This is a genomic window from Sphingopyxis bauzanensis (genome assembly GCF_002205675.1).
Classification (GTDB): domain Bacteria; phylum Pseudomonadota; class Alphaproteobacteria; order Sphingomonadales; family Sphingomonadaceae; genus Sphingopyxis; species Sphingopyxis bauzanensis.
Genome location: NZ_NISK01000003.1, coordinates 95985 through 120427, shown reverse-complemented (window position 1 = coordinate 120427; position 24443 = coordinate 95985). Strand labels below are relative to the sequence as shown.

At 64.3% G+C, this 24443-nt stretch carries 24 protein-coding genes; 13 read left to right on the top strand and 11 right to left on the bottom strand.

Annotated features, from left to right (window positions below):
• The first annotated feature begins 217 nt into the window (after nucleotides 1-217).
• The gene (gene uvrA / locus CDQ92_RS11910) at nucleotides 218-3109 is read left to right on the top strand and encodes an excinuclease ABC subunit UvrA (protein ID WP_088441643.1); all 2892 of its coding nucleotides are present in this window, start codon (nucleotides 218-220) and stop codon (nucleotides 3107-3109) included.
• 142 nt (nucleotides 3110-3251) lie between these two features.
• Here uvrA and CDQ92_RS11905 read toward each other — a convergent pair whose 3' ends face one another.
• From CDQ92_RS11905 to CDQ92_RS11895, 3 genes are all read right to left on the bottom strand, one after another.
• A complete protein-coding gene (locus tag CDQ92_RS11905; RefSeq protein WP_088441642.1) occupies nucleotides 3252-3803 on the bottom strand; it encodes a hypothetical protein in 552 nt (183 codons plus the stop codon).
• A gap of 114 nt (nucleotides 3804-3917) precedes the next feature.
• On the bottom strand, nucleotides 3918-5126 hold the full coding sequence (locus tag CDQ92_RS11900) for a sensor histidine kinase (RefSeq protein ID WP_229667613.1): 1209 nt from the start codon (nucleotides 5124-5126) through the stop codon (nucleotides 3918-3920).
• A gap of 362 nt (nucleotides 5127-5488) precedes the next feature.
• Nucleotides 5489-5797 carry a putative quinol monooxygenase gene (locus tag CDQ92_RS11895; protein WP_088441641.1) on the bottom strand — a complete coding sequence of 103 codons (309 nt, stop codon included), beginning with the start codon at nucleotides 5795-5797 and terminating at the stop codon, nucleotides 5489-5491.
• 423 nt (nucleotides 5798-6220) lie between these two features.
• Between CDQ92_RS11895 and CDQ92_RS11890 the strand changes: the two genes are divergently transcribed.
• The 6 genes from CDQ92_RS11890 (at nucleotide 6221) to phoB (ending at nucleotide 12302) form a co-directional block, all read left to right on the top strand.
• Nucleotides 6221-7282, top strand: coding sequence for a substrate-binding domain-containing protein (locus tag CDQ92_RS11890; protein WP_088441640.1), 1062 nt, complete (start codon nucleotides 6221-6223; stop codon nucleotides 7280-7282).
• Between the two features lie 166 nt (nucleotides 7283-7448).
• Entirely contained in the window at nucleotides 7449-8825 is a 1377-nt protein-coding gene (pstC, locus tag CDQ92_RS11885; RefSeq protein WP_088441639.1) for a phosphate ABC transporter permease subunit PstC, read from the top strand.
• Nucleotides 8818-10074, top strand: a complete 1257-nt coding sequence (gene pstA / locus CDQ92_RS11880) for a phosphate ABC transporter permease PstA (RefSeq protein WP_088441638.1) — start codon at nucleotides 8818-8820, stop codon at nucleotides 10072-10074. The genes pstC and pstA overlap by 8 nt, the downstream gene beginning before the upstream one ends.
• Before the next feature lie 2 nt (nucleotides 10075-10076).
• The gene (gene pstB, locus CDQ92_RS11875) at nucleotides 10077-10859 is read left to right on the top strand and encodes a phosphate ABC transporter ATP-binding protein PstB (RefSeq protein WP_088441637.1); all 783 of its coding nucleotides are present in this window, start codon (nucleotides 10077-10079) and stop codon (nucleotides 10857-10859) included.
• A 25-nt stretch (nucleotides 10860-10884) separates the two neighbouring features.
• The gene (gene phoU, locus CDQ92_RS11870) at nucleotides 10885-11604 is read left to right on the top strand and encodes a phosphate signaling complex protein PhoU (RefSeq protein ID WP_088441636.1); all 720 of its coding nucleotides are present in this window, start codon (nucleotides 10885-10887) and stop codon (nucleotides 11602-11604) included.
• On the top strand, nucleotides 11604-12302 hold the full coding sequence (gene phoB, locus CDQ92_RS11865; RefSeq protein WP_088441635.1) for a phosphate regulon transcriptional regulator PhoB: 699 nt from the start codon (nucleotides 11604-11606) through the stop codon (nucleotides 12300-12302). The genes phoU and phoB overlap by 1 nt, the downstream gene beginning before the upstream one ends.
• A gap of 167 nt (nucleotides 12303-12469) precedes the next feature.
• Here the strand turns inward: phoB and CDQ92_RS11860 are convergent, their stop codons facing one another.
• Entirely contained in the window at nucleotides 12470-13825 is a 1356-nt protein-coding gene (locus CDQ92_RS11860) for an OprO/OprP family phosphate-selective porin (protein ID WP_088441634.1), read from the bottom strand.
• 201 nt (nucleotides 13826-14026) lie between these two features.
• On the opposite strand from CDQ92_RS11860, the gene CDQ92_RS11855 reads away from it, so the two are divergent.
• Both CDQ92_RS11855 and CDQ92_RS11850 read left to right on the top strand, forming a co-directional pair.
• The gene (locus tag CDQ92_RS11855) at nucleotides 14027-14929 is read left to right on the top strand and encodes an SDR family oxidoreductase (RefSeq protein WP_088441633.1); all 903 of its coding nucleotides are present in this window, start codon (nucleotides 14027-14029) and stop codon (nucleotides 14927-14929) included.
• 238 nt (nucleotides 14930-15167) lie between these two features.
• Nucleotides 15168-16241: a hypothetical protein gene (locus CDQ92_RS11850; protein WP_088441632.1), complete on the top strand. Its 1074-nt coding sequence runs from the start codon at nucleotides 15168-15170 to the stop codon at nucleotides 16239-16241.
• Here the strand turns inward: CDQ92_RS11850 and CDQ92_RS11845 are convergent.
• The 7 genes from CDQ92_RS11845 to eno all read right to left on the bottom strand — a co-directional run bounded on the left by CDQ92_RS11845 (nucleotide 16219) and on the right by eno (nucleotide 22487).
• Nucleotides 16219-16566 (bottom strand): DUF2794 domain-containing protein, encoded by a 348-nt coding sequence (locus CDQ92_RS11845; protein ID WP_088441631.1) that lies wholly within the window; start codon nucleotides 16564-16566, stop codon nucleotides 16219-16221. The genes CDQ92_RS11850 and CDQ92_RS11845 overlap by 23 nt on opposite strands.
• The gene (gene epsC / locus CDQ92_RS11840) at nucleotides 16566-17276 is read right to left on the bottom strand and encodes a serine O-acetyltransferase EpsC (protein WP_088441630.1); all 711 of its coding nucleotides are present in this window, start codon (nucleotides 17274-17276) and stop codon (nucleotides 16566-16568) included. The genes CDQ92_RS11845 and epsC overlap by 1 nt, the downstream gene beginning before the upstream one ends.
• 83 nt (nucleotides 17277-17359) lie before the next feature.
• Nucleotides 17360-18052, bottom strand: coding sequence for a hypothetical protein (locus CDQ92_RS11835; RefSeq protein WP_088441629.1), 693 nt, complete (start codon nucleotides 18050-18052; stop codon nucleotides 17360-17362).
• A gap of 47 nt (nucleotides 18053-18099) precedes the next feature.
• The gene (locus CDQ92_RS11830) at nucleotides 18100-19488 is read right to left on the bottom strand and encodes a pyruvate dehydrogenase complex E1 component subunit beta (RefSeq protein WP_088441628.1); all 1389 of its coding nucleotides are present in this window, start codon (nucleotides 19486-19488) and stop codon (nucleotides 18100-18102) included.
• 1 nt (nucleotide 19489) lies between these two features.
• Nucleotides 19490-20560 carry a pyruvate dehydrogenase (acetyl-transferring) E1 component subunit alpha gene (gene pdhA, locus CDQ92_RS11825; RefSeq protein WP_088441627.1) on the bottom strand — a complete coding sequence of 357 codons (1071 nt, stop codon included), beginning with the start codon at nucleotides 20558-20560 and terminating at the stop codon, nucleotides 19490-19492.
• 256 nt (nucleotides 20561-20816) lie between these two features.
• The gene (locus tag CDQ92_RS11820; protein WP_088441626.1) at nucleotides 20817-21143 is read right to left on the bottom strand and encodes an FtsB family cell division protein; all 327 of its coding nucleotides are present in this window, start codon (nucleotides 21141-21143) and stop codon (nucleotides 20817-20819) included.
• 69 nt (nucleotides 21144-21212) lie between these two features.
• Nucleotides 21213-22487: a phosphopyruvate hydratase gene (gene eno / locus CDQ92_RS11815; RefSeq protein WP_088441625.1), complete on the bottom strand. Its 1275-nt coding sequence runs from the start codon at nucleotides 22485-22487 to the stop codon at nucleotides 21213-21215.
• A 201-nt stretch (nucleotides 22488-22688) separates the two neighbouring features.
• Between eno and CDQ92_RS11810 the strand changes: the two genes are divergently transcribed.
• From CDQ92_RS11810 to CDQ92_RS11795, 4 genes are read left to right on the top strand one after another with little or no spacing between them, the layout of a single operon-like run.
• A complete protein-coding gene (locus CDQ92_RS11810) occupies nucleotides 22689-23234 on the top strand; it encodes a hypothetical protein (RefSeq protein WP_088441624.1) in 546 nt (181 codons plus the stop codon).
• A gap of 7 nt (nucleotides 23235-23241) precedes the next feature.
• Nucleotides 23242-23706 carry a phage holin family protein gene (locus CDQ92_RS11805; protein WP_169714562.1) on the top strand — a complete coding sequence of 155 codons (465 nt, stop codon included), beginning with the start codon at nucleotides 23242-23244 and terminating at the stop codon, nucleotides 23704-23706.
• Nucleotides 23690-24097 carry a hypothetical protein gene (locus CDQ92_RS11800; RefSeq protein WP_229667614.1) on the top strand — a complete coding sequence of 136 codons (408 nt, stop codon included), beginning with the start codon at nucleotides 23690-23692 and terminating at the stop codon, nucleotides 24095-24097. Before CDQ92_RS11805 ends, CDQ92_RS11800 begins: the two co-directional genes overlap by 17 nt.
• Nucleotides 24081-24434: a hypothetical protein gene (locus tag CDQ92_RS11795; protein ID WP_088441623.1), complete on the top strand. Its 354-nt coding sequence runs from the start codon at nucleotides 24081-24083 to the stop codon at nucleotides 24432-24434. Before CDQ92_RS11800 ends, CDQ92_RS11795 begins: the two co-directional genes overlap by 17 nt.
• The last annotated feature ends 9 nt before the right edge of the window (nucleotides 24435-24443 follow it).

Genomic DNA, 24443 nt, shown 5'->3' with positions numbered 1-24443 from the left:
GCCCCGGGCCAACCCGAAACGGATCGACGCCCTCGCTCGACTGTCGGCCTGCTCCGACTTGGCGTCAAGCAAGGTGTCGCCCGCTGGTCGAAGCCTTTGGGATGTTGGTGGAAAGTTGTCGCATTGCGGCTTATGTCCCCACACCCTATCTAAAGCGCAAAGTCGGGCCGAAACGTCCCCTTGCGCCACAAGAACAAATCTGGAACATGCATCTCCCATGAGTCTGACCCACATCTCCGTGCGCGGTGCGCGCGAGCACAACCTTAAGGGCGTGAACGTCGACCTGCCGCGCGATGCGCTGGTGGTGATCACCGGCCTGTCGGGCAGCGGCAAATCGTCGCTCGCGTTCGATACCATCTATGCCGAGGGGCAGCGACGCTATGTGGAGTCGCTCTCCGCCTATGCGCGCCAGTTCCTCGAAATGATGCAAAAGCCCGATGTCGAGCATATCGACGGGCTGTCGCCGGCGATCAGCATCGAGCAGAAGACGACGTCGCGCAACCCGCGTTCGACCGTCGCAACGGTGACCGAAATCTACGACTATATGCGCCTGCTGTGGGCGCGCGTCGGTATCCCATATTCGCCCGCCACCGGCGAACCGATTGCGGCGCAGACGGTCAGCCAGATGGTCGATCGCGTCATGGAACTGCCCGAGGGAACCCGCGCTTACCTGCTCGCCCCCGTCGTACGCGGTCGCAAGGGCGAGTATAAGAAGGAACTCGCGCAGTGGCAGAAGGACGGCTTCACCCGCGTCCGCATCGACGGCGAATTTTATGAGATCGGCGAGGCGCCGACGCTCGACAAGAAATACAAGCATGACATCGAAGTCGTCGTCGACCGTATCGCGGTGCGCGAAGGCCTCGGCACAAGGCTCGCCGACAGTTTCGAGACCGCATTGAAGCTCGCCGAAGGGCTCGCTTACGTCGACCTCGCCGACGGCCCGGTGCCGGGGCGTGCGGAAGAGGACAGCGGCGGCGCCATGAAGGGCGCGGGCATTCCCGCCAACCGCCTGATCTTCTCCGAGAAATTTTCCTGCCCCGTTTCGGGCTTTACGATCGCAGAGATCGAACCGCGGCTGTTCAGTTTCAACGCGCCGCAAGGCGCCTGCCCCGCATGCGACGGGCTTGGTGAGCGGCAGGAGTTCGACCCCGACCTCGTCGTCCCCAACCACGCGCTCAGCCTGAAAAAGGGCGCGGTGGTGCCGTGGGCGAAATCGAACCCGCCCTCGCCTTATTACATGCAGGTGCTCGAAAGCCTGGGCAAAGCCTATGGTTTCGAGCTGACGACGCCGTGGCAGGATTTGCCGGGTGAGGTACAACTGGTGATCCTGTACGGCAGCGGCGGCAAGCCGGTCGAGCTGACCTTCAAGGACGGGCGGCGCAGCTATACGACGCACAAGGCTTTCGAGGGCGTCATCGGCAATCTCAACCGCCGCCTACTCCAGACCGAGAGTGCGTGGATGCGCGAGGAGCTTAGCAAATATCAGACGCCGCAGCCGTGCGAGACGTGCCACGGCGCCCGCCTGCGCCCCGAACCGCTCGCGGTGAAGATCGCGGGCGAGGACATCAGCATGTCGGCCCAGCGATCGGTCGCCGATGCGCTCGAATGGTTCTCCACCCTCGACGCGAAGCTGAACGACACGCAGCAGCAGATCGCCAAGGCGATCCTCAAGGAAATCAACGCGCGGCTTGGCTTCCTGAACAATGTCGGGCTCGATTATATCAACCTCAACCGCACCAGCGGGACGCTCAGCGGCGGCGAAAGCCAGCGCATCCGGCTGGCCTCGCAGATTGGCAGCGGTCTCTCGGGCGTCCTGTACGTTCTCGACGAACCGAGCATCGGCCTCCACCAGCGCGACAACGACCGCCTGCTCGCGACGCTCAAGCGCCTCCGCGACCTTGGCAACACGGTGATCGTCGTCGAGCATGACGAGGATGCGATCCGCCACGCCGACTATATTGTCGACATGGGGCCAGGCGCGGGCCTGCACGGCGGCGCGATCGTCGCCGAGGGCACGCTAGAACAGGTTCTCGCGAACGAAAACAGCCTCACCGCCGCCTATCTCAACGGCACCAAGCGCATCGAGATTCCCAACCACCGCCGCAAGGGCAACGGCTTTGACCTCGTGCTCAAGGGCGCGCGCGCCAACAATCTCAACAATGTCACCGCGAAAATCCCGCTCGGCACCTTCACTTGCGTCACCGGCCTGTCGGGCAGTGGCAAGTCGAGCCTGATCATCGACACGCTCTATGCCAGCGCCGCGCGCGTGCTGAACGGCGCGCGGATGATCGCCGGGCCGCACGACAGCCTGAAAGGGCTGGAGCATTGCGACAAGGTGATCGACATCGACCAGTCGCCGATCGGCCGCACCCCGCGCAGCAACCCTGCGACGTACACCGGCGCGTTCACGATCATCCGCGACTGGTTCGCCGGGCTGCCCGAAAGCCAGGCGCGCGGGTACAAGCCGGGGCGCTTCAGCTTCAACGTCAAGGGCGGGCGGTGCGAGACGTGCACCGGCGACGGGCTGATCAAGATCGAGATGCACTTCCTGCCCGACGTCTATGTGACGTGCGAGACGTGCCACGGCAAACGCTACAACCGCGAAACGCTCGAGGTGAAGTTCAAGGGCCACAGCATCGCCGACGTGCTCGACATGACGGTCGAGGATGCGACCGAATTCTTCAAGGCGGTGCCGTCGATCCGCGAGAAGATGGCGATGCTGGTGCGCGTCGGGCTCGGCTATATCAAGGTCGGGCAGCAGGCGACGACCCTGTCGGGCGGCGAGGCGCAGCGGGTGAAGCTGGCCAAGGAATTATCGCGGCGGTCGACCGGGCAGACGCTCTATATCCTCGACGAACCGACCACCGGACTGCATTTCGAGGATGTCCGCAAGCTGCTCGAAGTGCTGCAGGCGCTGGTCGAACAGGGCAACAGCGTGATCGTGATCGAGCATAATCTGGACGTCATCAAGACGGCCGATTACATCCTCGACCTTGGCCCCGAGGGCGGGGTGAAGGGCGGCGAGATCGTCGCGAGCGGCACGCCCGAACAGGTCGCGAAGAACCCGCGGAGCTTTACGGGGCAGTATCTGGCGCCGATGTTGAAGTAGCGGCGTCGGCCTTCTTTTCGTCCTAACGCCGCCCCCTCATTCCCGTTCGTGTCGAGCGAAGTCGAGACACGCCGAGTTCGCGCGCGACTTCACGTGTCTCGACTTCGCTCGACACGAACGGGTTTGGGGTGGTTCCCCCAAGCTAATGCCACACCGCCGACAGCGGGTAGAGCGCGATCAGCCAGACGAGGCATCCCACCACCACACGGCGGTCCTTGGCCGCGATCGCCAGCAGCGCGACGGGGAAGAAGCTCCACGCGATGATGACGGCGCGCAGGCTGGTCGGGGCCGGCAAGCCGCCCAGCCAGATGACGACGCCCATCAAGGCGACATTGCACAGGAACACGCCGCCGATCACCTTGCGCCGGTGCTGGTCGAAATGGGCGCCCAGATCGCTCCACCCTTCCGGATCGTCGGGGAAGATGAGCGACGCGGCGACAAAATAGATCGCGGTGACGATAAAGCCGCAGAACAGCACCGGCCAGTTCAGCGGCAGCGCGTCGCGCACCGCCCAGCCGTACATCCAGAAGGTGACGACGTCGCACGACACGAACAGCCCGAGCAGCGCGGTCGGCCAGCCGATACGGACGCGGTGGCTGGCCTTGAGCGCGCGCGCCAGCCCGCCCAGCCCCTCGGCCAATGCGAGCCCGAGAATCAGCCCGAACAGCGAAAAGATGAATTCAAACCCGCTCATAGGCCCCCCGGCTCAACCCTTCCTCTCAACGAGAGGTTGGGGAGGGCTTGCCGCCTTCCCCGCGTGGAGACCCATGCCCTCCCCCGCGCCATCCCGCAAGCGAGAGACGCCGCCCTAGACCGCCGTTTCCTCCGCCGGGTCGTTTGCTGCGACTTCGCGCGCGATCGCTTTGGTGTGGACCAGCGACACGCGGGTGCCCGGCGCGGTATCCTTCACGGTAATTTCGGCGCCGAGCTGTTTGGCGAGCGCCTGGACGATGCGGGTGCCGAGGCCGGCCTGCGAATCCGCGCCGGTTTCGGGGATGCCGACGCCGTCGTCGCTGACCGACAGCGTCCAGTCGTTGCCCTGCGCCGCATAGCCGACGATGACATGGCCCTGGCGCCCCTCGGGAAAGGCGTGTTTGAGCGCATTAATCACCAGTTCGGTGACGACCAGCCCGATGCTGACCGACATGTCGCCGCCGACCGACACCGGATCGACCGCGGTGGTCAGCGTCAGCTGCTCGCGGTCATAGATCATCGACGCGCCGATGCTGGCGCACAGCTGGGCCAGATAGGGTTCCAGCTCGACCGCGCTGCCATCCGAATGCGCGAGGTGGCGTTGCAGGGTCGCGATCGACATCACGCGTTGATGCGCGTCGCTCAGATGTCCGCGCGCCTCTTTCGACTGCACCTTGCGCGCGCTCTGCATCAGGATGCTGGCGATGATTTGCAGGCTGTTGGCGACGCGGTGCTGCATTTCGTGGAGCAGCGCGGCGTTGTCGATGACCAGGCTTTTCTGCCGCTTTTCACTCGCCCGCGCGTCGGTCACGTCGATGACGGTGACCAGCATCCGCGTCTGCTGGCTGTCGCCATAGTCCAGCCGCTGCGCCTTCACGACGACGCAGCGCGTCGACCCGGCGCTGGTTTCGATCTCCATCTCATACGCCTCGACGTCCGCCTGCCCAGACAGCGTTGCGTCGATCAGCGAGTGGAGCCGCGGCAAATCCCATTGCTGGTTGTCGAGCGCATAGATCGACTGGCCGGTGACGGTGTCGGGATCGATGCCGAACGCGGCACAGAAACTGTCGCTCGCCGCGACGATCTCCAGCCGTTCGTCGAGCAGCAGCAGCGGCGCGTCGGACGCGAGCACCACCGCCAGCCCAAGGGTGCGGCCCAGGTTGATCTGCGGCATATCGGCGGCCTGCGGCCACGCCTTCCCGGTCGGCCCGGACCGCGGAACGCGGCCTTGTCGGCAACCTGCGTAGAGAGTCGCGTCGACCTTATCGCCGACGATCACCCCCGAAAGCCCAAAGATAGCATGGGCGCGCGGCGGGGCGCGCATGAAATCGGGGGACCGATGCGCCGCCGCGTTGGCGCAAGATTATTCCAAACTTGTCAAACTTGTCACTCCCCTCAGCCCGCTCATTTCGTTCTGGCACCATGATACCCGCCGCGCGAACGCCATAGCCGCGCGCCCCATCCGCCCCCGCGGCCGCTGTTTTCCACCCGGTCAAAGAGCCAGCCCCACGCTGGCACAGCGGAAAAATGTAGGAAAGCGCATTTTGTTACGGGCCGACTACCTCCCCTCCCGCTTGCGGGAGGGGTCGGGGGTGGGCCTGCAACGGCGCGTCCATGCCCTCCCCGCTGCGACTAGCGAGCAAGCTCGCAAGTCTCGCTGCCCCTCACGTAAACGGGAGGGGGAATTTACCCCACCACCCGCGCCGTCACATCTTCGCCCGAGAAAATCCGCATCACCGGCGGCTGCGGCGAGAGGGCGCGCATTTCGACGACGAAGGCGCCCGACGCGGGAACCGCGAAGTGGGCGCGCACCGCGGCCATATCCGCCCACTCCTCGACAAAGACGAGGCGGTCGGGCTGCTCGACATCGATATGGCAGTTATGCCCCAGACACCCCGCCTCGCCGCGCGACCGCGCGCTATGCTCGGCGCCGAGCGCGATCATGCGCTCGCGATGCTCGGGGGTCAGGATGACGTGGCCGGTGATGAGGATCATATCTTATCTCGAACAATAAGAGTGTCTAACCGAACTTAGCCAAGAATAATGACGACTTGATATAAGTATGTCGATGCCGATAGGACTAGCCACGAGGGGGAGACGCCTGAATTGGTTGCATATCGCTGGCGGACTATCATTCTACATATTAACGAGATACTTTTCTGTACTGATATCAGGTTTTTTTCTGTATTTTCTATTGAGTCTGTCGATTCGGGAGCGCTGGTCCATCGTCAATTTCTCAAGCCTCCTTTCGATACTGAATGACAAAGAAACGCGCGGCAGATGAGCCGCGATCCAGATGACACATATATGACACTCGCTGTCACAAACACGTCACACAAAACCCCCAAATGGCGCTCAGCGAGTCGCCGCGGGGGTGGTGGCTTGGTTCGGTAACGACCCCCATCAACAGGATTTTCCATGGCTCAGAAATTCGCGCCCCGCACCCTTGGCGTCGTTGGCGCCGCCGTGTGCGCGCTGGCGCTTTCCGCCTGTCAGGATCAGGCTTCGTCGGGTGGCGGCGCGCGCGATTATATCAGCGCCGTCGGTTCGTCGACGGTCTATCCCTTTGCCACCGCGGTCGGTGAGAAGTTCGCCGAAGCGACGGGCAACAAGACGCCGAAGATCGACAGCACCGGCACCGGCGGCGGCTTCGAGCGCTTTTGTTCGGGCGTCGGCGGCGACACCCCCGACATCGCCAACGCATCGCGCCGGATCAAGAAGAAGGAATTCGACAGCTGCGTCGCCAATGGCGTCAAGGACATCGTCGAAGTCCAGATCGGCATCGACGGCATCGCGCTGGGCGAAGCGACGCGCGGCCCAGGCTTCAAGCTGACCGAAGAAGATGTGTACAAGGCGCTGGCCGCGAACCCCTATGGCAAGCCCAACACCGCCAAGACGTGGAAAGACGTCAACCCGGCGCTGCCGGCCGTCGCCATTTCGGTGTTCGGCCCGCCGTCGACCAGCGGCACTTACGACGCGTTCAAGGAGCTGATTCTGGGAGCAGGTTGCGACGCGAACCCCGAAATGAAGGCGCTGAAGGCCAGCGATGCCGACAAGCATGAAGCGACCTGTACCGCGCTGCGCGGTGCGCCCTTCTATGTCGAGCAGGGCGAGAATGATAATTTGATCATCTCGAAGCTCGACAAGAACCCGACCAGCCTCGGCATCTTTGGTTTCAGCTATCTCGATGCGAACGAGGGCAAAATCAAAGCGGTACCGATCCAGAGCGTTGCCCCGACCTATGCCGCGATCGCCGACGGCAGCTATCCCGGATCCCGCCCGCTGTTCATCTATATCAAGAAGGCGCATGTCGGCGTCGTCCCCGGCCTCGCCGAATTTGTCGCCGAGTTCCTGAAGGGTGCGGGCGACGGCGGGTATCTGAACAGCAAGGGCCTGATCGTGTCGCCCAAGCCAATCGCGGACGCCGCGGCGGCGAACGGGACCAGCATGACCGCGCTGAACGGTGCCGAGCTGAAGTAAGTTTCCCCCCGCTGGTGACCGGGGCGGGTTTCGGCCCGCCCCGGTCACCGGTTTTTTGGACCCGCCTACCCCCGTTCGTGTCGAGCGAAGTCGAGACACGCGAGCGCTGCGCCACACGCATCTCGACTTCGCTCGATGCAAACGGAAAACTGGGAATCACTGAAACGTGACCTTCAACGCCGCCGCCCTGTTACTTCTGATCGCCGGCCTCGCGCTGATCGGCTGGATTGCCGGTCGGCAGCGGTCGAACCTGGTGGCGGGGCGCGCGGGGACCAAGCTCCACTCGCGGCCGCAATATCATGGCTGGTACGTCGCGCTTTGGCTGTTCGCGCCCGCGGCGCTGTTTCTGGCCGTCTGGTCGTCGGTGTCGCCGGGGCTGATCACCAACGAGGTTCTGGCCAACGAGGCGGCGCAGTCGCTGCCCTCGTTCGGGTTCGAGCGCGGCGCGATATTGTCCGATGCGCGCAGCGTTGCACTAGGCAAGCAGGACGCGGTGCGGCTGCCCGCAGCGGCGCCGCTGGTCCAGCCCTATGCCGATGCGGCGTATAAATATGCGTGGATCGGCATCGCCGCGATGCTGGCGCTGGCGCTGGCGGGCGGGCTGTACGCCTTCACGCGGATCAAACCCGATTTCCGGGCGCGGACGCGAGTCGAGCGCACGGTGATGGCGTTCCTGCTGCTGGCGTCGCTCGTCGCGATTTTGACGACGTTCGGCATCGTGCTGTCGCTATTGTTCGAATCGATCCGCTTTTTCCAGCTCGTGTCGCCGATGGAGCTGCTGTTCGGGACCAACTGGGCGCCGCAAAGCGGGGCGCCGGTCGACGATACGTTCGGCGGCATTCCCTTGTTCTGGGGCACGGTGCTGATCGGTGCGATCATCGCGATGATCGTCGCGATCCCGATCGGGATGATGACCGCGGTGTATCTGACCCAATATGCCGCGCCGGTGGTGCGCCGCTGGGTCAAGCCGATCCTGGAGATTCTGGCCGGGGTGCCGACCGTCGTGTACGGCTATTTCGCCGCGCTGACCGTGGCGCCTGCTTTGCGCGAATTTGCGGTGATGCTGGGTATTCCCAACGCATCGACCGAAAGCGCGCTGGCGGCGGGCATCGTGATGGGGGTGATGATCATCCCGTTCGTGTCATCGATGGCCGACGACAGCATCAACGCGGTGCCGCAGGCGATGCGCGACGGATCGCTGGCGCTGGGCGCGACTCCGAACGAGACGATCCGCCAGGTGCTGATCCCCGCCGCTTTGCCCGGGGTGATGGGCGGCATCCTGCTGGCGGTCAGCCGCGCGATCGGCGAGACGATGATCGTCGTGATGGCCGCCGGCCTGTCGGCGAACCTGACCGCGAACCCCTTTGCCAGCGTCACCACGGTGACCGCGCAGATCGTCAAGCTACTGACCGGTGACCAGGAATTCGACAGCGCCAAGACGCTCGCCGCCTTTGCGCTGGGGCTGGTCCTGTTCGTCGTCACCCTGCTGCTCAACATCGCCGCGCTGCGGATCGTGAAGAAGTATCGCGAAGCTTATGAATAAGCCCACCAATCCTACCGACTGGAAAGGCGCGGCGATGCAGAAACGCATCGCGGGTCGCTACGCCGCCGAACGCCGCTTCAAGTTCATCGGGCTGGGCGCGGTGCTGTTGTCGGGCGCGTTCCTGGCGTTCCTGCTGTTCGTGATGGTCGGCAATGGCGCGCGCGGCTTTACCTATACCAATGTCGCCGTACCGATCGATTTCAAGGCGATGCCGCTGACGATCGAGAAGGCGCGGCTGAGCGACGCCGACGCCGATCAGGTGATCGCGAGCGCGGGCTTGGCCGACATCGTCGACTTTGCCGCCGACGAGGCGCTGGGCGACGGCGGATCGGCGCTGATTTCGGAGAATGCGTGGAAGGAAGTGCGCAGCGCGATCAAGGATGATCCCGCACTTCTGGACGGCAAGACGGTGTTCGAGCTGCCGACTGCGAGCGCGGTCGACATGGCGGCAAAGGACGGCGCGGCGGGCGCGCTGGGGGCGCAGGTCGATGCGCTGGAGAAGGACGGCAAGCTGTCGACGGGCATCCACTGGCCGTTCTTCAAGAGCGCCGACGCGACCGATCCGGCGGTGGCTGGGATCTGGGGGGCGCTGAAAGGATCGCTGCTGACGATCTTCATCGCCTTCCTGATCGCGTTTCCGACCGGGGTGCTCGCGGCGCTGTATCTGGAAGAATATGCGGCGAAGAACCGCTGGACCGACCTGATCGAAGTGTCGATCAACAATCTGGCCGCGGTGCCGTCGATCATCTTTGGCCTGCTCGCGCTCGCGGTGTTCATCAACTGGTTCGGGATATGCCAGGCGAGCCCGCTCGTCGGTGGTTTGACCTTGGCGTTGATGACGATGCCGGTGATCGTGATCGCCAGCCGCAACGCGATCAAATCGGTGCCGCCGTCGATCCGCGACGCCGCTTTGGGTGTTGGTGCAAGCCCGGTACAGGTGGTGTTCCACCACGTCCTGCCCCTCGCCCTCCCCGGCATCCTGACCGGCACGATCATCGGCATGGCGCGCGCGCTGGGCGAAACCGCGCCGCTGCTGCTGATCGGCATGCGCGCCTTTATCGGCGACGTGCCGAGTGGTATCTGTTCGCCCTCGACCGTGCTGCCGATGCAGATCTTCCTCTGGTCGGACGAAGTCGACCGGGGCTTTGTCGAGAAAACCTCCGCCGCGATCATCGTGCTGCTTGTCGTGCTGCTGTCGATGAACGCCTTTGCGATCTATCTTCGCAACAAATTCGAACAACGCTGGTGATTATGACCCAAGACGATCTTACCATCGCCGATCCCAAGATGAGGGCCGAAGGCGTCAACGTCTTTTACGGCGACAAACAGGCGATCAACGACGTGTCGATCGATGTCGGCACCGACCTGGTCACCGCGTTCATCGGCCCGTCGGGCTGCGGCAAGTCGACTTTCCTGCGCTCGCTGAACCGCATGAACGACACGGTCGCGAGCGCGAAGGTGACGGGCCGGATCGAGCTCGACGGCGAAGATATTTACGCGCCGTCGATGGACGTGGTGCAGCTGCGCGCTCGCGTCGGGATGGTGTTCCAGAAACCGAACCCCTTCCCCAAGTCGATCTATGACAATGTCGGCTACGGCCCGCGCATCCACGGCCTCGCGCCGAGCAAGGCCGACCTCGACGTCATCGTCGAGCGCGCGCTGGTCCGCGCCGGGCTGTGGGACGAGGTCAAGGACCGCCTGCTCGAAAGCGGCACTGCCTTGTCGGGCGGGCAGCAGCAACGCCTGTGCATCGCGCGCGCGATCGCGGTCGATCCCGAAGTCATCCTGATGGACGAGCCCTGCTCGGCGCTCGACCCGATCGCGACGGCGAAGATCGAGGAACTGATTCACGAACTGCGCGGCAAGTTCGCGATCGTGATCGTCACGCACAACATGCAGCAGGCGGCGCGCGTGTCTCAGCGCACCGCCTTTTTCCACCTCGGGACGCTGGTCGAATATGGCAAGACCACCGACATCTTCACCAACCCGAAGCAGGAACGCACCAAAGACTATATCACCGGCCGCTACGGTTAAGTTGCGGCGCTAAAGGACAAGAACGATGGCAGTAGTCAACGATCACACCGTCAAGGCTTTCGACGAAGACCTGAACCGCCTGCGCGGGCTGATCAGCGAAATGGGCGGCCGCGCCGAACAGGCGCTGCTCCAGGCGATGACCGCGCTCCACAAGGGCGATCTCGACCTAGCGGCGCAGGTCGTGCGCGATGACAAGAAGATCGACGCGCTGGAAAGCGAAGTCGAACAGCTTGCGGTCCAGACGATCGCTCTCCGGGCGCCGATGGCGGACGATCTGCGCGAAATGATCGCGGCGCTGAAGATCGTCTCGGTCGTCGAACGGATCGGCGATTATGCCAAGAACATCGCCAAACGCGTCGCGCTGATGGACCAGACGCGCTCGATCGAGGCGATCCCGCTGCTGATGTCGATGTCGTCGATCGTCGCCGAACTGATCCACGACGCACTCGACAGCTTTGCGGCGCGCGACGCCGAACTCGCGGTGCGGGTCACGGTGCGCGACAAGAATGTCGACGATTTCTACAACAGCATCTTTCGCACCCTCGTCACCTTCATGATGGAAAATCCGAAATATATTTCGGAGAGCGCGCACCTGCTGTTCGTCGCCAAGAACCTTGAGCGGATGGGCGACCATGCGACCAACATCGCCGAGATGGTCTATTATGTCGTCACCGGCGAACATATGGAGGAGCGCGAGCGCGGCGAGCAGCCCGAAGATGGCGCCGCGGAGCAGGAGCAAGGCTGATGCCGCAACCCGACCTGCTGCTGATCGAGGATGACGAGGCGATCGCCGAACTCATCGTCTGGCATTTCGCACGCGAGGGTTTTTCGGTCCGGCAAACGCCCGACGGCGAACAGGCGCTGGTGCTGGTCGAGGAGCGCGTCCCCGACATCGTCCTGCTCGACTGGATGATCGAAAGCCTGCCGGGGATCGAAGTGTGCCGCCGCCTGCGCCGCAACCCAAAGTCGGCGAATGTCCCGATCATCATGCTGACTGCGCGCGGCGAGGAAGAAGACCGCATCCGCGGGCTGGAAACCGGCGCCGACGATTATGTCACCAAACCGTTCAGCCCGCGCGAGCTGGTTGCGCGCGTATCGGCGGTGCTCCGCCGCCTGCGCCCCGCGCTGGCGGGCGAGCTGCTGACCTATGCCGACATCGAGCTGGATTCGGTGGCACACAAAGTCATTCGCAATGGCCAGACGGTCGCGATGGGGCCAACCGAATTCCGCCTGCTGCGTCATTTCATGGAGCATCCGGGCCGCGTCTTTTCACGCGGGCAATTGCTCGACAGCGTTTGGGGCCAGGACAGCGACATCGAACTGCGCACGGTCGACGTGCATATCCGGCGGCTGCGCAAGGCGATCAACCTGCCGGGGACGACGGATATTATCCGCACCGTGCGGTCGGCGGGGTATGCGCTGGATTCGGGGAAGAGCGTCTGACCGTTGCGGGTTTCGGCTAACGACCAAAGTAAGCCGTCGCCCCCGCGAAGGCGGGGGGCCGCTGTCGGTTTACGCAGCGACGCCGGAAAGGCCGCTAGCGGCCCCCGCCTTCGCGGGGGCGACGATAGGAGGCAATGTCCGCTCTCCACCCCAAACCGGCCTTTCGATCAGAAATCAATCTGCGTCCGCAGCCCAAACGTATCCGCCGAATAATCCCGATCCCCCGTCGCCGTAGCGACACGCGCGTCGTCGATCCACAGCTTGCCGTAATTCGCGGTGATGCGAATATAATCGATCGGCGCCCACACCAGCCCGATCAGTGCCGCCTGTTGCCGACCGCCGATAATCGCACCGTCGTTTAGATCGAGATGGTCGTAGCGCGCGTTGACTTCGATCGCGCCGATGCCGCCCGCGGTGATCGGTTTCGACGGTTTCAAACGGTCGAACGCGCCATCCTTATACCCGCGCGCATCGCCGGGCGTCAGCACCATGCCAACCTCGGCATAGCCGCCGAAGAAGGTCGGGTCGGCGGCGCCGCTGCGCTTCAGCGTCTGCCAATAGGCTTCGCCTGCGGCGTGGAACGGTCCTGCGATCACGGCGCCCTCCAGCCCTAGCCCGCGCTCGCTCGCGACGTCGAGCAGGCCGGTATCGACCAGCCGCACGTCGGTGGTGTGGACAAACGGTCGCGCGCGGTAGCGGACCGTTGCGGCGGGATCATTGGGGTCGCGCCAATGGCCCGACGCCGCCAGATGAAGCTGCGTATCGCCAAGCTTAGGCATGAACACGGCGCGGCCGTCGATGCTCAGGCTGTGGTTGCTGTCGGTCAGGTCGGCGGCATTGTCGCCGAACACCCCGCCCTGCAGCAGCAGCGCCTTGCCCTTATATTGCGCCGACAACCCGACGCGGCGTTCGAACCCGAACGCCTGCACGAACGCGGCGCGTTCCATGAAGCTGGTGAACAGGTCGCTCGTCATGTCGTCGAGTCCATTGAACGGCTTGACCTGCCCCGCGGTCACCGTCAGCGGGCCGGTACCATAGCTCATATAGACGTCGGTCAGCTCGACCTCGCCGTTCGCAATGTCGGCTTCGACGCGATAGGCAAAGCCGCCGGGAATTTTCCCGTCGACGCCCAGGTAAACGCGGCGAAATTCGGTGGCGGTGCCGCCGCGGACACCCGTCACGCCCACAGGCGTGTCGATGCCTGCTAGGTCAACCTGCACGCGACCGCGCGGCTTGAAGCTCCAGCCGTCGGCAGTCTTGATTTCGGGGGCGCCCTTCCAGCTGATCTCGGTCGCGGGCTTTGCGGTGACCGACGGCGGCGCGGGCGTCGGCGCCGGAGCAGGCGTCGGCTGTGCGGTGGCGGCGTCGAGCCGGGTTTCGAGCGTCTGCACTTGTGCCTTCAGCGCCGCCAGCTCGGCGCGCAGCTGCACCGCTTCCTGTGCCGTCATGGCCTGCGCACGCGCGGCGGTGGGCAGGCAAAACATCGACGTCGCCAGCAGGGCGGCGGTCAGGGCGTGACGCATGGGGGATTTGCTCCGTTGCGAAAGGTGACAATCTGGTGGCGCTGTTATGACGGGTAAATGACAGAAGCACGTCATTATCATGACATTTTTGTTTCATCGGTCGCTTTTCGCTCCCCTCTTGCCTGCCAAGCGTGAACGGCTAAGGACGTCTCAGTTTTTTCGGGCAACCTTCCTTGGGGCGGCCCCATCCGGGAGACCATCATGACGATCAAATTTGACGGGCGCGTTGCTATCGTTACCGGCGCCGGCGGCGGCCTCGGCCGCGCCTATGCGCTCGAACTCGCGCGGCGCGGGGCCAAGGTCGTGGTCAACGATCTGGGCGGATCGCGCGACGGCACGGGCCATTCGGACGCGGCGCTGCAGGTGGTCGAGGAAATCAAGGCGTTAGGCGGCACCGCCATGTCGAACGGCGGCAGCGTCACCGAATATGACCAGATGGTCGAAATGGTCGCCAAGGCGAAGGAAGCCTGGGGCGGCGTCCACGTCCTGATCAACAACGCCGGTATCCTGCGCGACAAAAGCTTTGCCAAGATGGAACCCGAAGATTTCGACCTGGTGCTGAAGGTGCATGTCAGCGGCAGCGCCAATGTCACCAAGGCGTGCTGGGACATGATGCGCGAGCAGGCCTATGGCCGCATCCTGATGACCGCATCGTCGACCGGCCTCTACGGCAATTTCGGCCAAGCCAATTATGGCGCGGCGAAGCTGGGCCTCGCCGGGCTGACCAAGACGCTCCACCTCGAGGGCGCGAAGTACAATATCCGCTGCAACACGATCGCGCCAGTCGCGGGGACGCGGATGACCGAGGATATTTTCCCCGCCGAATTGTTCGAGAAATTCACCCCCGAAAATGTCGTCCCCGCGGCGCTGTATCTGGTCAGCGAGGATGCGCCGACGAACATGATCATCGGTGCAGGCGCGGGTGCGTATCACGCCGCTTACGTCACCATGACCCCGGGTGTTGCACTGGCCGAGGATGACCGCACCCCCGAAGGCGTCGCCGCGGCGTGGGAGAAGATCATTGACCGCACGGGCGAGATCGTGCCGCAGTCGGGCAGCGAACAGTCGATGAATGTCATGAAGGCGTTGATGGCGCTGGGGTGAGGTTCGGTTGATCCTCCCTGTCGCGTAGCGATGGGGAGGTAGCAGCGGCGGAGCCGCTGACGGAGGGGCTTTGGCGCTACCGTCGATGCCCCTCCACCGCTTCCTGCGGCGGCGGTTCCCCTCCCCATCGCTGCGCGACAGGGAGGATTTGGTGGGCGCTACACTGTATTGACACAGCAACACGCCTATGCCATAACATCGGCGGGGCAAGGGGATCGGTCTAACAAGGACGACCCCGATGTATAGTGAAAGCGACCTGCAAGCTGCGGTCGATGCGAAGGTTTTGACGCCGGAGGCCGCGATGGCATTCCGGTCACATATCGCGTCGGCGCGTTCGGCCCCCGCGGCGGATGAAGAATCCTTCCGCCTGATCACCGGTTTCAACGATATTTTCGTCAGCATCGCGGCGATCATCCTGCTCGTCGCGGTCGCGTGGATCGGCCAGTCGATCCACACTGCGCTGGGCGGCGCGTTCGTCGCCCTGTCGGCGTGGTTCCTCGCCGAATATTTCACCCGCAAACGCCGCATGGCGCTACCCAGCATCGTGCTCGTCCTCGCCTTTTCGGGCGGGGTGTTTGCCACGATGGTCGGCTTCCTCGTCGAACATGGCGAGGCGATCTTTGGCAACGACCCAGGTGAGACCGTCGGTGCGATCCTGATCGGTGCGATGGCGCTGATCACCGCGGCAGCGACCTGGGCGCATTGGCGCCGCTTCATGGTGCCAATCACCGTCGCCGCTGGCACCGCCGCGCTCGCCGCAACCGCCGTCGCGCTGGTGCTGTCGATCACCGGTATGCCCGAGCGCCCCGACGCGCTGGTGATGTCGCTGGTGCTGACCGCCGGCATCGGCGTGTTCGCGCTCGCGATGTGGTGGGACCGCAGTGATCGGGTGCGCCAGACGCGGCGCAGCGATGTCGCCTTCTGGCTCCACCTGCTCGCCGCGCCGATGATCGCGCATCCGATTTTTCACCTGCTCGGCGTGACCGAGGGCAATGATATCGGCAGCGGCGCCGCGGTGATGGTCGTCGGCATCTATGTGCTGTTCGGGCTGATCGCTCTGGCGATCGACCGCCGCGCCTTGCTGGTATCCGCCCTCGCCTATGTGCTGTTTGCGCTGACCCAGTTGTTCCGCGAATTCGGCGCGGTCGAGCTCAATGTGGCGCTGACCGCATTCGTGATCGGTTCGGCGTTGCTGCTGCTCTCGGCCTTCTGGCAGAATGCCCGCGCGGTCGTGGTGGGTTTCCTGCCTGACAATCTGGCGAACCAGCTGCCCGCGACGACGCGGCTGGTCAGTCCCCAACCAGCTTCATAAGCTTGCGTTCGACGGGGGCGAGCACGTTCGCGAGCTCGTCCCCGCGCTTCAAAATCGCCCCGGCTTCGGAGACCAAGGCCCACATGCCTTGCCTGCTCCGCAAGGCGGGGCGTTTTTCGATGCGATATTCGGGGCGCTCGGCGGCGCGGCGGAAAGCCGAGAAGATCGCGGCGTCGCGGTGGAAATCCATCGCATAATCGCGCCAATGCCCCGCTGCAACCATGCGGCCGTAGAGGTCGAGGATGCGCATCAATTCGGGGCGTTCGAAACCGGTCTGCTGCGATATGGCCCTGTTCGCGAACGGCAAGGGCGTCACCGTACCCATCAGGCGCTTTTCCGGCTCCCTTTGCGCCGCGGCGCTTCTTCTTCACCCGCGGCATCGCGTTCGGCGATCAGCTGGGCGAGCTGTTTCTGCATCTGCTCGAGCTGGCACTGGAGCAGCTCAACCTTTTGCGTCGCGGGGTCGAACGTCTCGTTGCACGTCCCATAAGGCACGAACTCGCGCGCATATTCGGCGGCGTCGACCAAGGTCGAGCGCGCCGGAATCCCGACCATCACCGCACCCTCGGGCACGTCCTTGGTCACCACGGCATTGGCACCGATGCGCGCGCGCGGATTGACCGTGATCGGACCGAGGATCTGCGCGCCCGATCCGACGATGACATCGTCGGCCAGCGTCGGGTGACGCTTACCCGCGATACCGTTGGCGGGATCGGTGCCGCCCAGCGTGACGCACTGATAGATGGTGACATTGTCGCCGATCTCGGCGGTTTCGCCGATGACGGTAAAGCCATGGTCGATGAACAGGTGGCGCCCGATTTTGGCGCCCGGATGAATGTCGATCGCAGTCATCCAGCGCGCCAGATGATTGACGAAGCGCGCGAGAAAGAACATCCGCGCCTCGAACAGCCAGTGCGCGATGCGGTGCATGCCCACGGCGACAAGGCCGGGGTAGAGGAGAATTTCCCAACGCGACCGCGGCGCGGGGTCGCGCGCCTTGATCGAATCGAGATAGGCGATCAGCCCGTTGAACATATGCTGTCCCCTGCGACCCTATTTTGTACCGGACAAGATAGATGTTCGGGCGGCGCATTTCCACCCCCGGCGTATTTTTATCGTCAGCGGCCGATCAGACCGAGCCGCATCAGCAGCAATCCCTCGCTACGCCAGCGCCGTTCGCCGTCGTTCCGGGCGATGGCGCCCGCCCAGCGGTCGAGCATCAGCAGCGCGCGGTTTACTGCGAAATTGTTGCGCGGCGGCGGCGCACAATTGTGCGCGGCGGCGAGCAACTCGCGTGCTTCCTCCGCTCCCGTCTGAACGCTGGCGCCCCACAGCAGACCCCACCTCCGACCGCCGTCGGCATCGCCGCCCGACAGCGCAAAAAGACGCGCGCCGAAATCTGCGGCGGCGGTGCGGCGGTCGGTCGCGTCCTCGACCAACAGCATCGCCTCCGCCGCGTCGACGAGCGTATCGAGCCCGCCCTGCCCCGCCCATGTCGCGGTTAGTTCGGCGAGCAAGGGTTCGCCCTTGGGCAACGCGCCCGGATCGCGGGCGAGCATCTCCACCATGTCGCGCCACCAAGCGAGCTTGATCTGCCCGATCAACGGTTCGCGCGCATCGGAGAGTAGCTTGGTCAGCCGCTTGGCGAACGCCCACAGCGTCGCGATCGCAGCGCGCCGTTCGCGCGGTACCGCGACCATCACGCGCGGATCGCAGATGTCGGGGCAAGCCGCGAACTCATCCGTCGCCCCCGCGGAGGGCGTCGCGAGTCCCGCGCCTCCTGCCGCGGCCGCTGGCGGTTTACTCGGCATCGAAGCGAAAGGCCGACGACGGCCCCCGCCTACGCGGGGGCGACGCTTTAGAGATTGCGGACCGCCTTCACCGCCGCAACGACACGCGGCACATCGATCAGCGCCGCCTTCTCCAGATTGGCGGCATAGGGCAACGGCACGTCTTCGTTGCACACGCGCATCACCGGCGCGTCGAGATCGTCGAAGCCCTGCTCCATCGCGACCATCGCCAGTTCGCTGGCGATCGAACAGGTCGGCCAGCCTTCCTCGACGACGACGAGATGGTTGGTCTTGTTGAGGCTCGCGAGCACCGTCGCCGTATCCAGCGGGCGCAAGGTGCGCAGGTCGATGACCTCGGCGTCAATGCCCTCACCCGCCAGTTGCTCGGCGGCCTCGAGCGCGAGCCCGACGCCGATCGAATAGCTGACGACGGTAACGTCTTTGCCCGGACGCATGATCCGCGCCTGACCGATCGGCAGGACGTGGCCGGGAAGATCTGGAACGTCGAAGCTGCGACCATAGAGCAGTTCGTTTTCGAGAAAGACGACCGGGTCTTCGGTCCGGATCGCCGCCTTCAGCAACCCCTTGGCATCGGCGGCGTCATAGGGCGCGATCACGATCAGGCCGGGAACGCTGGCATACCAAGGCGCGAAATTCTGGCTGTGCTGCGCGCCGACGCGCGATGCGGCGCCGTTCGGGCCGCGGAACACGATCGGGCAGCGCATCTGGCCGCCCGACATATAGTTGGTCTTCGCCGCCGAGTTGATGATGTGGTCGATCGCCTGCATCGCGAAGTTGAAGGTCATGAATTCGATGACCGGCTTCAGCCCGCCCATCGCCGCACCCGCGCCCAGCCCGGCAAAGCCATATTCGGTGATCGGGGTGTCGATGACGCGGCGCGCGCCGAATTCGTCGAGCAGGCCCTGGGTGACCTTGTATGCGCCCTGATATTCGGCGACTTCCTCGCCCATCACAAACACCCGGTCGTCGGCGCGCATTTCCTCGGCCATCGCGTCGCGCAAAGCTTCGCGGACGGTCAGGCGGACCATCGCGGTGCCTTCGGGGATGGCGGGGTCAGCGACCGCGGCCTTCGCCTTGACGGCGAGTTGTTCGGTGCCGCTTTCGGCTTTCTTGGGCGCGTCCTCTTTGGGTGTATCGGCCTTCGGCGCTTCGGCAGCGGGCGCAGGCGCGGGTGTCGGGGCCGCAGCTTCTTCCCCCTCGCTCGTAATCGTCGCGATCACGGTACCGACCTTCACATTGTCGGTGCCCTCGGCGATCAGGATCTGGCCGATCGTGCCTTCGTCGATCGCTTCAAATTCCATCGTCGCTTTGTCGGTTTCGATCTCGGCGAGGATGTCGCCCGATTTGACCGTATCGCCTTCCTTGACGAGCCATTTGGCGAGCGTGCCTTCTTCCATCGTCGGCGACAGCGCCGGCATCTTCAATTCGATGGCCATCTCAATATTGCTCCACCAGCACGTCGGTATAAAGGTCGGGAAGGTCGGGTTCGGGGGCGCTCTCGGCGAAGTCGGCCGATTCCGCTACGATCGCCCGGATTTCCTTGTCGATATCCTTGAACTTCTCTTCGGTGATGCCCGCGTCGAGCATCACCTTTTTCAGATGTTCCAGCGCGTCCGACTTGTCGCGCACCGCCTGCACTTCCTCGCGGCTGCGATATTTGGCCGGGTCGGACATCGAATGGCCGCGGTAGCGATAGGTTTTGAGCTCCATCAGCACCGGCCCCTTGCCCGCACGCACCCATTCAAGTGCGGCTTCGGCGGCGCCGCGCACCGCGAGCACGTCCATGCCGTCGACCTGCATGCCGGGAATGCGGAAGCTTTCGCCGCGGCGATAGAGCTGGTCCTCGGCCGACGAGCGGTTGACCGACGTGCCCATCGCATATTGGTTGTTCTCGATAACAAATATGATCGGCAGCTTCCACAGCTCGGCCATGTTGAAGCTCTCGTACACCTGCCCCTGGTTCGACGCGCCGTCGCCGAAATAGGACATCGCGACCCCACCATCGTCGCGATATTTGTGCGCAAAGGCGAGGCCCGTGCCGAGCGACACCTGTGCGCCGACGATGCCGTGGCCGCCATAAAATTTATGCTCGACACTGAACATGTGCATCGAGCCGCCCTTGCCGCGCGAGATCCCCGCGGCGCGGCCGGTTAGTTCAGCCATGATGACTTTGGGGTCGATCCCGTAGGCGAGCATGTGACCATGGTCGCGGTAACCGGTGATGACGCTGTCCTTGTCGCCGTCCAGCGCCGACTGCAAACCCACCGCGACGGCTTCCTGGCCGATATACAGATGACAGAAACCACCGATCAGCCCGAGCCCATACAGCTGTCCCGCCTTTTCCTCGAAACGGCGGATCAGCAGCATTTCGCGGTAGAATTGCTCCAGCTCCTCGGGCGTCGCGTCGTAGGAGACGGGATCGCGCGGTTGTTCGCGGTTGGTCGCGGCGGCGGGCGTGGACGCAGTCTTTTTTGGCGCGGCAGGTGCGCGCGCGGGTGCTTTGGCCAAGGCGGGTTCCTTTGCAGTTAGCCGTTACGGCAAGGCTCCCTATAGGAGCCGCAAAGTGGGTTTGGCAACGCCCGCTTGGGGGCGGCAGCAATGCAAACTTACGTATGCAGCATATCTAAGCCCCTCCCCTTCAGGGGAGGGGTTGGGGTGGGGCATGTCGGCGTCGTGCAAGGCCGCTGGACCCCACCCGCTGCGACTAAGCCAGCAAGCTGGCAAGTCTCGCTGCCCTCCCCTGAAGGAGAGGACTTTGAGTGAGTCAGCGTTTCGCCGCAGGTTCCATCGGAATGATCACCTCATCGGGGTGATAGGCGCCCAGCTTTTCGCGCACATATTCCTCGGCCAGATCGGGATCGACGCGCCGCCGGTCGAGCAAGTTGACGCGGTTCTCAAGCTCGCTCTCTTTCTTCGCCAGTTCGGAAAGCACCACGCGCTTCTTTTCGACCGACTGGCTATAATCGCCCCAGGCATAAAGCCCGGTCGGTCCCAGAATGATGTAACCGATCATCGCCAACACCGCGATCACCGCGACCGCGGGGCCAACGGCCCGGTTCATCGATTTGCGGAGTTTATGGCGCTGCGTCATTCCGGCCCTTGAATCAGAGTTGATTCATGGCGTCAAGGCATCAGGTCACAGTTTTCCGCAGCTTTGCGCTCAACCGAAAATCGCCGCCCCCGGATAGCGCGCCATGTCGCCCAGCTCTTCCTCGATGCGGATCAGCTGGTTGTATTTCGCGAGCCGGTCCGATCGCGCGAGGCTACCGGTCTTGATCTGGCCGCAGTTGGTCGCGACCGCGAGGTCGGCGATCGTTGAATCCTCGGTTTCGCCCGAACGGTGCGACATCACCGCCGTGTAACGCGCGCGGTGCGCCATATCGACCGCGTCGAGCGTTTCAGACAGCGTGCCGATCTGGTTGACCTTGACCAACAGCGAGTTGGCGAGGCCGTCCTTGATCCCCTGTTCCAGGCGCAGCGGGTTGGTGACGAACAGATCGTCGCCGACGAGCTGGCACTTGTCGCCGACGAGATCGGTGAGCGCCTTCCAGCCCACAAAATCATCTTCGCTCATGCCGTCTTCGATCGACTTGATCGGATAGTCGTTGACGAGCGCGGCAAGATATTCGGCCATCTGCTCGGGGCTCAAGGACAGGCCTTCGCCGCTGATTTCATATTTGCCGTTCTTGAAGAATTCGGTCGCGGCGCAATCGAGCGCAAGCACGACGTCGGTGCCGAGCTTGAAGCCCGCCTGGTCGACCGAGGCGGCGATGAAGTCGAGCGCGGCGCGCGTCGAGGCGAGGTTCGGGGCGAAGCCGCCCTCGTCGCCGACCGCGGTGGCGAGGCCTTTGGACGACAGGCCTTTCTTCAGCGTGTGAAAAATCTCGCTGCCCCAGCGCACCGCTTCGGCGATGCGGCCAGCGCCGACGGGCATGATCATGAATTCCTGCACGTCGATCGGATTGTCGGCATGTTCCCCGCCGTTGATGATGTTCATCATCGGAACGGGAAGCGTGCGCGCCGACACGCCGCCGACATAACGATAGAGCGGCAGGCCGCGAGCGTCGGCCGCGGCCTTGGCGGCGGCGAGGCTGACGCCGAGGATCGCGTTGGCGCCGAGGCGGCTCTTGTTCGCCGTGCCGTCGAGGTCGATCATCGCCATGTCGAGTTCGCGCTGGTCCTCGGCGTCGAGGCCGATCAACGCGTCGGCGATGTCGCCGTTGACCGCGGCGACCGCCTTGATCACGCCCTTGCCCAGATAGCGGCTCTTGTCGCCATCGCGCAGTTCGACGGCTTCGTGGGCGCCGGTCGAGGCACCCGAGGGCACCGCGGCGCGGCCAAAGCTGCCGTCTTCGAGCAGCACATCGACTTCGACGGTGGGGTTGCCGCGGCTGTCGAGGATTTCGCGGCCGTGGATGTCGATGATGGCGGTCATGATTGGTGTCCTGCTGGCGGCCAGCGATCGGCCGGTTTGGTAAGGCGCCCGCCTGTTATCGGCGCGACGCGGGAATCGCAATAATGGATAGGAATTTTGCTGGCCTATGGAACCAATGGGCCGCTCTTGCTATATATTCAGGCAGGACCAAAGGGATGTTCGCCAATGCGGCGCCCGACACAAGAAGAAGAGGACAACGCCATGGCCAAGCCCGCTACTCCCGCGACGACCAAATCCGCCGCCCCGCGCCCCAAGGCACCCGGAAAGGCTGGCGCCACCAAGGCTGCGCCCGCGCGCAAGCCCGCGACGGTGAAAGCCGCCAAGGATCATCCGATCCGCGACCAGCTGGTTGCGACGCGCGACACCATCAAGTCGGAAGCGACGAAAAAGGCCGCCTCGCTGAAGGGTGAAGCGACGACGCTCGCCAATCAGGCATCGGCCAAGGCGCGCGACGCCGCGACCAAGGGCAAGGGCAAGGCCGCCGACGCGGTCGGTAACCTCGCCAAGATGCTGGAAGACAGCGCCGGCACCGTCGATACCAAATTCGGCAAGCAATATGGCGATTACGCCCGCTCGGCTGCCGCGACCGTCGCCGGCCTTGCCTCGACGCTCGACAAGAAGGACCTCGACGAGCTCGCCGCTTCGACCAAGGATATGGTCAAGAAGAACCCGGCGATCGCGGTCGGCGCCGCAACGGTGATCGGCTTTGTGCTCGCCCGCATGCTCAAGGGCGGCTCGAACGATTGACAAGGTTTTGCCATCCGCAGATCCGACGCTCCCGCCCATTTCCGACGAGCGCAGCTTTGACGGCATAAGTCACGGCTACGCGCCCGACGGGCCGCCGGTCGCGCCGCCGCCGGTGCCGCTCGAACAGATTGTCGGCGATGTCGTCGACAATCTTTCGGCGACCGCACGGGCCGAGTTCGCGCTGATCGAAGCGCGCGGTGAGCTGGCACTGCACGGTGCCAGCCGCGCGGCGATCTGGGGCGGCGTGGCGGCGACCGCAGCGGGTGTCGCGTTACTGGCGCTGGCGTTCGGCGCGATATTGGCGCTCTCGCCGCAGCTTGGGCCGCTGCTGGCGACCCTGGTTGTCGTATCGGCGCTGCTGATGATTGCAGCGATCGCCGGGTGGCGCGCGCACAGCCATTATGGCGATATTCGCACCGCACTGCGGCGCGACCTGACCAATGAGGGGATTGACGATGGCGCGGACGCGTAACCGCCTGATCGCCGCGGCGCGCCGTTCGATGCTCCAGCGCGCCGAGTTGCACCGGCGGCTCGACGTCGCCAAGGCAGCGCTGAAGCCCGGCGCGCTCGTCGATCGCGGCAAATACCGGCTCAATGCCAAAGTTGATGACGCGGCGCATGCTGTGCGCCGCGAGTTTCGCAATAATCGCCTGCCAATCGCGCTCGCCGCTGTGGCCGGGGTGGCGTGGCTGCTGCGCGAACCGATCAAGGAACATGCGCCGCGACTAACGCGCAAGATTCAGGATATGGCGAACGCGATCACCGATCGCCTGCACCCCGCCGACGATGCGGCCGACGAAATATATGCCGACGACGGCGAAACAAGCGAACCAGTGGAGAATGACGATGAAGCCGTTCAGTGAAACCGCCAGCGACGCGCGCGCCAAAGCGAGTGAACTTGCCGAGAAAACCGCCGAGAATGCGCGGCTGACCGCCGAGGCGGCGAAGGCGCGGATTCAGGACGGCTATGGCCGCGCCCGCGCCGTGACCGAAGATTTCGCCCACAAAGCCAGCGAACAGGCAGGCGTCGCGCGCGAGGCCGCGGGCGAAGTGTATGAAAAGGGTAAGGTCCAGGCCAAGCGCGCGAACAGCAAGCTGAAGGAAGCGGCCGAAAAGCAGCCGATGGCGCTGGTCGCCGGGGCGGTTGCGATTGGCGCGCTGCTCGGGTCGTTGCTACCCAAGGGCCGCAAGGACGATTGACCGGCTTGC